This is a genomic window from Glaciecola sp. G7-5, from assembly GCF_055808975.1.
The window spans coordinates 828,760-840,948 of the sequence record NZ_CM147892.1 but is presented as its reverse complement, the minus strand read 5'-3'; the positions used below and the strand labels follow the sequence as shown (position 1 = coordinate 840,948).

Sequence of the window (12,189 nt, the reverse complement as noted above, 5' to 3'; positions counted from 1 at the left end):
AATAGGCTTCTTTCGCCGTTGCTCATCTTTAGCGCTTGGGGTTTAGACAATAGCAGCTATTGCTTTGTTGTAACCATAGCTCCAAGCGCTTTTATCCTAACATTAAGAGCGCCTTATCGGAGGTTAGTAATTTTTTCATTTAACTGATATTGCTTATCAGTGACAATCGCTTCTAATATTTCTATCCTATTGGTCTGATCTTTCAGTTGTCTGGCAACAGCGTCTTCTACTTCTGCTTTAATATTAGCATTCTTAACTTTTAACGCCTCTACTTCTAATTCTTTCATTTTGCGTTTGTTGCCTACAATTGCAATAGTCACTAAAAAGGCAGTGACAAAAATCGTGCTGACGGTAAGGAAAAACCAAAGATTAATCATATTGTAGTCTCTTTATTGTTGTGTGGAGTTTGCATCCAGGTTAATTGGCAAATAACGTATTGATATTTTATTAATCAATAAAAAGAGCATACTGCAAAATATACACCAAATATAAACTCCATATAAATCAGCAGTATATGTGATGATAATGTACGATTGATGCTTATTTTAACGAAAAGTTAGTCCGATTTACCAATTTTTTGCACTTTACATAACTAACCAACTCTAATTGCTCAAGTTAGTTCAATTTCGCTCAAAACTAACCAAATTGAATTAGATATTCCTTTTATGATGTTTTTAATTTGGGGCTTAACGTGTAATATATGTTACAACTGAGTGAATAATATTAAAAAGTTAGACGCGTTCATACATATTTAGCAAAGGAAAATTACAATGGCTGTAATCGGTACACCTAAAGAAACTGACAAAGGCGAATCCAGAGTCGCGATGACGCCAGAGTCAGCTAGTCACATTCAAAAGCTAGGACACACTTGCATAATTCAGACTGGAGCAGGCCAACTGGCTGGATTTTCAGACGCGATGTACAAAGAGGCTGGCGTTGAAATCGTAAAAACCGCTAAGGCGCTTTGGAGTCAAGCCGACGTGATTGCCAAGGTTAGAGAACCATCTACCCGAGAGCTCAGTCATTTTAGTGATGAAAAAACCTTAATTAGCTTTTTTAACCCCGGCTCTAACGAGGCCGGAATGGAAGCCGCGAAAACCGCTGGCACCGCTGTAATTGCGATGGAAATGGTTCCTCGTATTTCGCGCGCTCAAAAGATGGATGCCTTAAGCTCAATGGCTAACATTGCGGGCTACCGAGCCGTTATTGAAGCGGGAAATAATTTTGGCCGCTTTTTTACCGGCCAAATTACCGCAGCGGGTAAAGTACCGCCTGCAAAGGTATTAGTGGTTGGGGCTGGTGTTGCTGGCTTGGCCGCCATCGGTGCCTCTACCTCACTTGGCGCAATCACATATGCCTTTGATGTTCGCCCAGAAGTAGCCGAACAAGTTGAAAGTATGGGCGCAGAGTTTGTCTATTTAGATTTTAAAGAAGAACAAAAAGATGGTGCTGAAAGTGGTGGCTACGCTAGCGTGTCATCCCCCGAATTTCGAGAAGCGCAACTTAGTAAATTTAGAGAATTAGCCCCTGATATCGATATTGTTATCACAACGGCCTTAATTCCTAATCGTGAAGCGCCAAAGCTATGGCTAGAAGATATGGTTGCGGCCATGAAAACCGGCTCGGTCATCATTGACTTAGCTGCAGAGCGCGGTGGCAATGTTGAAGGCACAGTCATGGACGAAAAAGTCGTAACTGATAACGGCGTAACGATTATAGGCTATACGGACTTTCCTTCGCGAATGGCGTCGCAGTCAAGTAGCTTGTATGCTACCAATATCAGGCACATGCTGACCGATTTGACGCCCGCCAAAGACGGCAAGCTAGAACATAATATGGAAGACGATGTAATAAGGGGGGCAACCGTAACCTTTAAAGGCGAAATTACCTTCCCACCTCCGCCTCCAAAAATAAAAGCTATTGCCGCACAGAAAAAAACTGAGGTTAAAGAGCCTACGCCAGAAGAAATTAAAGCCAAAGAAGTGGCTGACTTTAAGCAAGCAACGCGAAACCAAGTGACCTTACTAAGCATTGGCACCCTACTTTTACTGGCTGTTGGCAGCGTTGCACCAGCGAGTTTTATGCAACACTTTATCGTGTTTGTATTGGCCATATTTATTGGATTCCAAGTCATTTGGAATGTTAGCCACTCGTTACATACACCATTAATGGCAGTCACAAATGCTATTTCTTCAATAGTTATATTAGGTGCGTTGATGCAAGTAGGCTCTGGTTCATGGCTGGTTATTGTACTGGCCGGTGTAGCTATTTTCATGGCCGGCATTAATATATTTGGTGGCTTTTTGGTCACACGTCGCATGCTTGCCATGTTTCAAAAGTCTTAAGGAGTATTGGAAATGGATTATGGTTTAACAACAGCAGCATACGTAGCGGCCGCGATATTATTCATTCTATCGTTGGGCGGTTTATCAGGACAAGAAAGCGCAAAGCGTGCCGTTTGGTATGGTATTGCCGGTATGACAATAGCCGTGCTTGCAACGCTTATTGGCCCAGGCGCCGGACTTTGGGGTTTGTCGTTAGTGCTTATTATTGCCGGTGGAATCATTGGCTTTTACGTAGCTAAAAAAGTACAAATGACAGAAATGCCTCAGCTTGTCGCTGCGATGCATTCATTAGTTGGTTTGGCAGCGGTATTTATTGGTTTTAATGCGTTTATAGAGCTAGAACGTGTGCTAGCCATGAGCGGCTATGAACAACGAAGCCTTGAAGGTTTTGCCGCATTATTAGCGAAAAAATCAGAGATTGAGCAAAGCATATTAAAAGTAGAAGTCTTTTTAGGCATATTCATTGGCGCTATAACGTTTACAGGGTCTATTGTCGCTTTTGCTAAACTTGCTGGCAAATTGAGTTCAAAAGCTGAAAAGCTTCCAGGTGGGCATTATCTTAATGCCGGTGCGGCAATTATCAGTTTCATAATGCTAGTTAGCTTTGTAAATAGCGCAGATATTTGGCAGCTTATTATTGTGACATTGTTAGCGTTTTTCATTGGTTATCATTTGATCATGGGTATCGGTGGCGCTGATATGCCGGTTGTTGTATCAATGCTTAATAGTTACTCAGGCTGGGCTGCCGCTGCAATAGGGTTCTCTCTAGGCAATGACCTGCTAATCGTTGTTGGCGCGCTGGTGGGTTCGTCGGGTGCTATTCTTTCTTATATCATGTGTAAAGCGATGAATCGCTCATTCGTGTCAGTTATCCTAGGTGGTTTTGGCAACACTCAAGGCCCTGCTATGGAAGTAGAAGGTGAACAAATAGCAATAGATACTGATGGCGTCGCCAGTGCACTTAATGAAGCTGACAGCGTAGTCATCGTGCCAGGTTACGGTATGGCGGTTGCTCAAGCCCAACAAGCGGTAAGTGAGCTAACAAAACGCCTGCGCGCGAAAGGTAAAGAGGTACGCTTTGCTATTCACCCAGTAGCCGGTCGCTTACCTGGGCACATGAACGTATTGTTAGCAGAGGCTAAAGTGCCCTATGATATTGTTTTGGAAATGGACGAGATCAATGACGATTTTGCACAAACAGATGTGGTCATTGTTATTGGGTCAAACGATATTGTTAACCCGGCGGCTCAGGAAGATCCTAATTCTCCGATTGCCGGCATGCCTGTACTTGAGGTGTGGAAAGCAAAGCAGGTATTTGTGTCGAAAAGAGGCCAAGGTACAGGGTATTCTGGTATCGAGAATCCATTATTCTACAAAGAGAATACGCGCATGTACTATGGCGATGCCAAAGACAGTATAAACAAACTGTTATCACAGTTGGATGCGTAATAAACAGTAAGGGCCGCTCATATCTATGAGCGGCCCTTACTGTTCATAAAATATACCTTTCTAAGCTTAGTTAAGCCTTTAAAATTTGTCCACCGACCACTCAGGAATACCTTTTTCCTCTAACTGTTTTTTATAGCGAATAGTAAACGGTTGTTCTTCAGGTTTAACGACAGGTAGGCCTTCGTTAACCATTAAGGGAAGCGCAGATTGCCACCAATCATCGTACGCTGCGCGCAGGGTTTTAACGACTTGTGGGTGTTCATCTGCAATATTGTTTGTTTGTGATGGGTCTTTATTAATATCGTACAGCTCTTTATCGTTAACAAAACGCCATTGTTCAGTGCGCACAGCATAGCGCCCAAATTTAGCTTTTTCTCTCTCGCCAGCTTTCCAACGCCCTATATGAACGAATAGTTTTCGGTCGTCCCATGCAGATTGAGGGTCTTCAAGTAAGGGTAAAAGTGAGCGCCCATCCAGTTCTTGCATTTCTTGAGGCAAGGTAACTCCAGCCAAATCATTAAAGGTTTTATACAAGTCGATGTGAGCGGTGAGCTTGTCAACAGAGACGTCTTTTTCTAATACGCCTTTCCATTGCCAAAAAGCAGGTACGTGTGTGCCGCCTTCGTGAGGTGAGTTTTTAGCCCCTTTCAAACCAGCGTTAAAATGGACAACCTTTTTCCCATTTAACTCACCTTTTAGGTGTGTACCGCCATTATCAGTCATAAAAATAATAAGGGTGTTGTCGAGTGCGCCCCATTGTTCTAAATGTTCCAATAGGCGCGCAAAGTTATCGTCAATGTTTTCAACCATGCCATAGCGGCCTGCAGTGCCTTTGTCATAACCCATTTCAATAAAGCGCTTGGTGTATTTCTCAGGGGCAACCAGAGGAGCGTGTGGCGCATTTAAAGAAATATAGGCAAAGTAGGGCTTTTTACTTTGATGTTGTTTTTTAATCCATGCTAATCCGGCATCAAAAAAGACATCTGTACAATAACCTTTGGTTTGCACAATGGTGTCGTTATGCAACAAGACATTATCAAAATAGAGATTGTTTTGATTCGCTTCAAAATCGCCATATTTATATTGCCCGATGCCGCCTCCGCCATGCATTAATACTTCATCAAAGCCGCGATTTTGAGGTAAATACTCTTCTTCGTCACCTAAATGCCACTTTCCAAAAAGACCCGTAGCATATCCCGCACTTTGTAGTGCTTGGGGCATGGTAAAGATGTCTTGCGCCATACGTTCGCGCTGCATAATTGTGTGCGTTACACCCGCTTTAAATGGTGGGCGACCACTCATTATAGCGGCTCTTGTTGGAGCGCAAGTAGGACTCACTTGAAAATCAGTAAAACGCAGCGATTGTTTTGCAAATTGATCGATGTTGGGTGTTTTCACGACTTTATTGCCGGTGTACGACATATCGCCCATTCCTTGATCATCAGTCATTACTAGAATGATATTGGGCTTGCTTCCTTTGAGCATTTTGGCTGTTTTGTCATTGTGATGCTTTACTGCATGGGCCATATTAAGGTTCATGAAAATAGATAAACTAATTATCGCTAACAAGCTCAAGAGTAGCCTAATGTTGTTCCTTTTCGTTTTTCGTGAATGTTGTTGATTCATCTATATGTCGCCTCCGCCGCGCAAGCGTCTTTGCTTGAGTTATTTTTAGTTAAGACGAGTATTTTTTTATGCTACCTCGTCTTTTAGGTATTTTTATAATTAATTAAACATTAAGAGCTTTAGGCTGATTATCAGTAAAATAAGATGTTACTTCAAGCGTTAAATCAGTTATTGCTCGCTTAATAGCATTGTTGCATCATGTAATGTTTTGTTGAACTATAATAGTATGTGACGTCTAAACGTATATAAACATGATTCATTTTTTTACAGAAGTAGCTTGAATCAGCGCTGTTGCACAAGCGTTTGGTAATTTGTGCCTTACTAGATGAATATCTAAAAGGAGATAAATAATGAAAATGATTAAGCAAATGTTAGTGCTATCTTTGGCTCTAATAGCGAGTTTTCAGGCATCAGCATCGGCGAAAGTTGAAGTTACGTGGACCAATCCAGATAAGTATTTTGATGTAAAAGATTCTTTTGACGGTATGAGAGACACACAAGAGAACGCTTTTTACAACATTGAAAAAGTATTAGACCGGTTGGCAAAAAGATTGCCAGACGGCTATGTTTTAGAACTAGACGTTACTGATTTGGATTTAGCGGGTGAAACCCATTCTGGAAAAGTGCGTATTATTCGAAATATGTACCCACCTAGAATAGAGTTTAGCTATAAATTACTTGACGCTAAAGGCAATGTAATTCAGCAAGGTGAAGAGAATATTCGTGACGCTTCTTTTATGCACAACGTGTCGCTGCGTTATGAAAATGAAGCTTTTAGCTTTGAAAAAACGCTAATCGAAAATTGGTTTAAAGATAGTTTTTCGGATCACTTTGTAGATAAGATGTAATTGTTAGTCGCCTCCATAAGCGGACATTCGTCCGCTTGCATTGCCCAATATCAAATAGTTTGATTGCCGTTGCTAACTACGCCAGTTTTTTTATGATCTAGAGCAATGTTTGCTCTATTACACTAGCTTTGTGCATGCATATTGGCTATAAAAAAGACAAAAGCATGCAAGTGCGGGTATCTTAGAAAATGAGCAGAATATTTACTCAGTATATTTGCGCAATTAAAAAGGAAAAGCATGGACGTCTCGCAATCAAATTCAATTAATCGCTGGCCCGCTGTGTGGGATATGACACAAGGAATTACGGGGCTTATATTAGTCTTATTCATGTGGATGCATATGTTCATGGTGTCGAGTATTTTGCTTGGCAAAGATGCGATGTATTTTGTATCTCGCATGTTCGAAGGCGAGCCTATTTTTGGTAAGCCCTACCCGATGCTAGTATCGGGTTTCGCCTTATTTATTTTTACTATTGTTGTTGTGCATGCTTTTTTGGCCATGCGCAAATTTCCAGCTGATTACAAGCAGTATAAAATTTTCAAGAAACATCGCAAAGATATCAGGCATCCAGACACGTGGCTCTGGTGGATTCAAGTCATCACCGGATTTGTATTGTTTTTTCTAGTATTAGTGCATTTGTATCAATTGATGATGCATCCCTCGGATATAGGGCCTTATGCTTCTTCAGACCGAATTTGGACAGGACGAGTTTGGCCCCTTTATCTCGTACTACTATTTGCAGTGGAGTTACATGGAGGAATAGGCGTATATAGACTAGCAGTCAAATGGGGCTGGTTTTTGGGTAAAAATCCAAAACAAGGACGCAAGCGCCTGAAAAAACTAAAATGGGCGCTTACCTTTTTCTTTATTCTATTGGGCTTAATGACCCTTGCTGCCTACATGAAAATTGGTATTGAGCATGCCGATAAGGCAGGCGAGCGATATACACCCACTTACCTTTTGGCCCCACTGAAAGAAAAAGGCAACTGATATGAAAACCATTTATACAGACGCATTAGTCATTGGCGGTGGTTTAGCAGGATTAAGAACAGCGATAGGCATTAAAAGACAAGGTTTTGATGTGACGGTGTTAAGTTTAGTCCCTCCAAAACGGTCTCACTCGGCAGCAGCTCAAGGCGGTATGCAAGCCGCGCTAGCAAATAGTCTAAAGGGCATGGGCGACAATGAAGATATCCATTTCATAGATACCATTCGAGGTAGCGATTGGGGGGCAGATCAAGAAGTAGCGCGCATGTTTGTTGATACTGCGCCCAAAGCGGTACGTGAACTTGCTGCATGGGGAGTGCCTTGGAATCGTGTTCAACGTGGCAAGCATCAAAGTGTCATTGATGGTCAAAACGTCGACATCCAAGAAAGAGACACTGCCCATGGCCTAATCACCAGCCGAAACTTTGGTGGCACGCAAAAATGGCGCACTTGTTATGTATCTGATGGCACCGGTCATTCAATGCTTTACAACGTCAGCAATCAAGCGATTGCAGAAAAAATTTCAGTACATGAGCGCACAGAAGCATTGTCATTACTGCATCATGACAATAAATGTTACGGCGCAATAGTTAGATGCTTAATTAGCGGTGAGCTAATTTGTTATGTCGCAAAGGCTACCTGCATTGCCTCCGGCGGATTTGGTCGTATCTATAAGAACACGACTAACGCCGTTATAAACGAAGGAATTGGTACTGCTATTGCGCTTGAAACGGGAATCGCCCAATTAGGAAATATGGAAGCAATACAATTTCATCCTACGGCTATTTTTCCAGCAGGAATATTGGTGACAGAGGGTTGTCGTGGCGATGGCGGCTTGTTGCTTGACAAAGATCTGCATCGATTTATGCCCGACTATGAGCCAAATAAAAAGGAATTGGCTTCAAGAGATGTCGTCGCACGTCATATGGAAACACATATTCAAAAGGGTTTTGGCGTCAAGTCTCGGTTTGGCGAACATTTATGGCTAGATATAAGGCTTTTAGGAAAACAGCATATAGATACAAATTTACGTGAAGTAAAAGAAATCTGTCAGTATTTTTTGGGTATTGACCCAGTAAAAGATCTTATTCCTGTGCGTCCGGCACAACACTATTCAATGGGCGGCATAAGAACAGATTATCAAGGCCAGTCACCAACCCTAAAAGGGCTTTTTGCTGCAGGCGAAGCGGCTTGCTGGGACATACATGGCTTTAATCGCTTAGGTGGTAATTCTGTGGCAGAAACTGTTGTAGCTGGCATGATAGTGGGTGAATTTATTGGCGAATATTTAGCAAAGCCTGAATCGAACATTCAAATAAGTACGGCGCTATTAAATGACGCACTAAGCAGGCAGAAACAACAATTAGATACATTTTTCACGCCCTTGAGCGATAAAAACCAACAAGCTGAAAATGCACAAACGATACTAGATGAAATGCAAAGCATTATGTCTGAAAAGGTGGGTATTTTTAGGAGTGCAGATGCCCTGCAAGGGGCTTTAGATGCCTTGCAAAAACTGCATCAAAGAGCCGCAAACATTAAAGTAAGTAGCAAGGCCAAAGGCACAAATCCTGAATTAATCCTCGCGTATAGAGTACAAAAAATGCTTAAACTTTCTTTGTGCACAACTTTAGGTGCCTTGCGCCGGGAAGAAAGTCGAGGCGCTCATTTTCGCGAAGATTTTCCACTAAGAAACGACAAAGATTGGTTGTGCCGTACATTGGCGACTTGGGAAAATGAAAATTCAACATTACCGACCTTAAGTTACGAAGCTCTGGATGTGAATAAAATGGAATTAGCACCCGATTGGCGAGGATATGGCGGTAAAGACCGTATTGAGCATCCCGACACAGCAGCAAGGAAAAAAGCCATTGAACAACTCAAGCAACATGAGCATAGTACGAAGAGTGTGCAATCCCATTTAATGCCTTATAAGCATTTACTTCCCGACGCATTTCAAGGTGACAACGCTCGTCTAGACGAGGATCTAGCATGAATCAAATACCAGTAAAAGAAATTAAGCATGAAAGGACGCTAACGATAAAGGTGCTCCGATTTAATCCCTGCGAACCTAACAACAAAGCTTTTGTGCAAACTTTTGAATTAGAAGAAGCCGATTCAATGACCCTCTTCATTGCTTTAAACGAGATCAGAAAAGAGCAAGACCCAAGTTTACAATTTGATTTTGTATGCCGAGCTGGAATTTGCGGCAGTTGTGCCATGCTAGTTAATGGAAAACCAAGTTTAGCTTGCAGAACCCTCACCCAAAACCTTCCCAATGAAATTAATCTCGCTCCTTTACCTGGCTTTGACATTATTGGCGATTTGTCTGTCAATACAGGGAAATGGATGAGAGGCATGGCTGAAAAGCTTGAAACGTGGATCCATAACAACGAGCAACAAGTAGATTATTCTGCCTTAGAAGAAAAAATGGAACCAAAACAAGCGGAAGACATATACGAATTAGAAAGATGCATTGAATGTGGTTGTTGTATTTCTGCTTGCGCCACGGCGCAGATGCATGAAGACTTTGTAGGGGCGGTTGCCATAAATCAGCTAGCACGATTCGAAATCGACCCGCGCGATAAACGCAGTAAACAAGATTATTACCGCGTAATTGGTGATGACAGTGGCGTTTTTGGGTGCATGACATTACTGGCCTGTGAAGACATGTGTCCAAAAGACCTACCTTTAGCGCAACAATTAGCCTACATGCGTCGCCAAATGGCAAAAGTAGCGATTGAGCGAACACCTAAATAATGCCCTATAATTGAGGGCCAGCTGCGACTAAGTAAGGGGCTAATCTGCACAAATCGCATTTAGCCCCTTAATGCTCTATTCTACATAGCCTTCATTTGCGCTAATTGTTAGCGGGTGATAGCCCGGTTTCGCTTCTTCAAAGGCACGTTTTGCAAAAGCTTTGCCTTGCGGGGTTTTAGAAAGCTCCCTGTACAAGGGTTTGACTAACTTGTTACGCCCAATGCTTGTTAGATAGCTATACAAACGATCATATGCAGGTTTGTATTCGTTATGCACTGCAATCATTAACCAGCTATGAGCAATTTCATTGTTCTTGCTTTGCGTAAGCGCAAAGGCGCTATCAAGTTCAGCCAATTGCGAAGAGCTTAGTTCGCTGGGCATATTGTTTAAAAAATACAGCCACTGATGCACGGTCCATTCTTTTGTCTCTATTGCCGAAGCCTGTTTATTACCAGCAAGCCAAGCTGTTCTTGCATCATCTACCTTGGTAAAGGCGTCAGATTCAGGTACCGGAGCTCCTTCGGGAATGCCGGGTTCAAAAATCCATTGGTTGATGCGCTTTGGATCTAACTTATCTGAGTAGGTGCTTAGTAAAGTATCTTCTAAGTAAGTAATAAACTCATCGGTGGTAATGCTTTTGAATGCGAAGGCATCAAAATAATCTAGCAAGAATTGGTCAAAGTTTTCACGGCCAACTTTATACTCTAGCTCGCGTAAAAATAGCGCGCCCTTTTCGTAGGGGATATTAGAGAATACATCGTCAGGGTTACGTCCGCGCAAATCAATAGCAAGAATTTGGTCGTTTTCAGACAAACTAGCGATATCGGCTTGCAAGTCTTGGTAGCCTAAAACGGCTTCCATATTGTAACGGTCTGTGCCGTAAATCATTTCCATTATGCGATAAGTCAAATAGGTCGTGAAGCCTTCATTTAACCAAAGGTCACGCCAGGTAGCGTTGGTGACTGTATTTCCCGACCAGCTATGTGCTAACTCATGAGCAATTAATGCCACCAAGCTTTTGTCACCGGCAATAACCGTTGGCGTAATAAATGACAAACGTGGGTTTTCCATGCCGCCAAAAGGAAAAGAGGGTGGCAAAATTAACAAGTCATATCTGTCCCAACTATATGGACCGTAGGTTTGTTCTGTGACTTCAAGCATACTTTCGGTGTCTTCAAACTCAAGCGCTGCTGCGTCTAGAACTGAGGGTTCGGAGTAAACACCGGTGCGCTCTCCCATTGCTTTAAAATGTAGGTCGCCAATGGCAAGCGCAATCAAGTATGAGGGGATGGCTTGTGGCATTGTAAACTCATAAACACCATCACGTTCGGTTTGTGGATCGTTGGCTGCACTCATTACCGCTAGAAGTTCTTTCGGTGTGCGAATAGTCGCATTGTACGTTACACGCACTTGTGGCGAGTCTTGCAGTGGAATAAAGCTTCTTGCATGAATTGCCTGGGCTTGGGTAAATAAGAAGGGATGTTTTTTACCCGCGGTTTGCTCTGGGCTTAACCACTGCACTCCTGATGCCGTAGGCGCAGTTTGGTATTCAATCAAAACCTTGTTTGCACTTTTGCCTACCGGAATGTGTAGCGCGGCGCCTAGGTTTTCATCTGCGGCTTTAAGCGAGAAGTCTACACTTTTACCATCAACACTAACCTTGTTGATACTTAGGTCGCGAGTATCTACGACTAATTCAGTGGCACCTTCCTCTACACGTTCAAAAGTAAGTTCAGCGTTGCCTATGAGGCTTTTTTGTTCAAAATCAGCGCGTAAATCAAGGTCGATATGCGTAACCTTAATTATATTTGGATTGCCATAGGAGTGGTAATCTGTACCAGACTCGATGGCATTTTCGGTCTTGATGGGCGCTTGCTTAACTTCATTTTTTTGAGGTTCACTGCAAGCCGAGCTGAGCAATGCTGTGGCAATAACAGCACCATATAGCCAAATTGAAGGCTTCATGTTTTATTCCTTATTGGTGGAGCAAAATTTATAAATGGGTAGTGAGTGCGCGCATAAGCACACTGCATGTGCGACAAACTAACTAAAAAAGGTGCGTTAATCAATGTAATCATCATAAAATCAAGATATGCTAAAGCCGTTAGCTTCGTATGCGGCTACGCTGTTTATATTTTGTGCGCATGCGCCACACAACATAAACCTTTGTCTAC

At 42.4% G+C, this 12,189-nt stretch carries 9 protein-coding genes; 6 read left to right on the top strand and 3 right to left on the bottom strand.

Annotation, left to right across the window (positions count from 1 at the left end; genetic code table 11):
- Positions 1 to 113: 113 nt before the first annotated feature.
- Positions 114 to 377, bottom strand: a complete 264-nt coding sequence (locus AC0L6H_RS03760; protein ID WP_473392685.1) for a hypothetical protein — start codon at positions 375 to 377, stop codon at positions 114 to 116.
- A gap of 393 nt (positions 378 to 770) precedes the next feature.
- Between AC0L6H_RS03760 and AC0L6H_RS03755 the strand changes: the two genes are divergently transcribed.
- Both AC0L6H_RS03755 and pntB read left to right on the top strand, forming a co-directional pair.
- Complete coding sequence (locus AC0L6H_RS03755) at positions 771 to 2,345, top strand: Re/Si-specific NAD(P)(+) transhydrogenase subunit alpha (RefSeq protein ID WP_473392684.1); 1,575 nt, start codon at positions 771 to 773, stop codon at positions 2,343 to 2,345.
- A 12-nt stretch (positions 2,346 to 2,357) separates the two neighbouring features.
- The gene (gene pntB, locus AC0L6H_RS03750) at positions 2,358 to 3,794 is read left to right on the top strand and encodes a Re/Si-specific NAD(P)(+) transhydrogenase subunit beta (RefSeq protein ID WP_473392683.1); all 1,437 of its coding nucleotides are present in this window, start codon (positions 2,358 to 2,360) and stop codon (positions 3,792 to 3,794) included.
- A gap of 78 nt (positions 3,795 to 3,872) precedes the next feature.
- On the opposite strand, the gene AC0L6H_RS03745 is transcribed toward pntB, so the two are convergent.
- The gene (locus tag AC0L6H_RS03745) at positions 3,873 to 5,420 is read right to left on the bottom strand and encodes an arylsulfatase (RefSeq protein ID WP_473392681.1); all 1,548 of its coding nucleotides are present in this window, start codon (positions 5,418 to 5,420) and stop codon (positions 3,873 to 3,875) included.
- A 350-nt stretch (positions 5,421 to 5,770) separates the two neighbouring features.
- Between AC0L6H_RS03745 and AC0L6H_RS03740 the strand changes: the two genes are divergently transcribed.
- From AC0L6H_RS03740 to AC0L6H_RS03725, 4 genes are all read left to right on the top strand, one after another.
- The gene (locus AC0L6H_RS03740; RefSeq protein ID WP_473392680.1) at positions 5,771 to 6,268 is read left to right on the top strand and encodes a DUF3016 domain-containing protein; all 498 of its coding nucleotides are present in this window, start codon (positions 5,771 to 5,773) and stop codon (positions 6,266 to 6,268) included.
- Positions 6,269 to 6,505: 237 nt separating this feature from the next.
- A complete protein-coding gene (locus tag AC0L6H_RS03735) occupies positions 6,506 to 7,258 on the top strand; it encodes a fumarate reductase cytochrome b subunit (RefSeq protein WP_473392678.1) in 753 nt (250 codons plus the stop codon).
- Between the two features lies 1 nt (position 7,259).
- Positions 7,260 to 9,251 (top strand): fumarate reductase flavoprotein subunit, encoded by a 1,992-nt coding sequence (locus AC0L6H_RS03730; protein WP_473392676.1) that lies wholly within the window; start codon positions 7,260 to 7,262, stop codon positions 9,249 to 9,251.
- A 20-nt stretch (positions 9,252 to 9,271) separates the two neighbouring features.
- Complete coding sequence (locus AC0L6H_RS03725) at positions 9,272 to 10,015, top strand: fumarate reductase iron-sulfur subunit (protein WP_473394459.1); 744 nt, start codon at positions 9,272 to 9,274, stop codon at positions 10,013 to 10,015.
- A 75-nt stretch (positions 10,016 to 10,090) separates the two neighbouring features.
- Here the strand turns inward: AC0L6H_RS03725 and AC0L6H_RS03720 are convergent, their stop codons facing one another.
- A complete protein-coding gene (locus tag AC0L6H_RS03720; protein WP_473392675.1) occupies positions 10,091 to 11,980 on the bottom strand; it encodes a M1 family metallopeptidase in 1,890 nt (629 codons plus the stop codon).
- Positions 11,981 to 12,189: the final 209 nt, after the last annotated feature.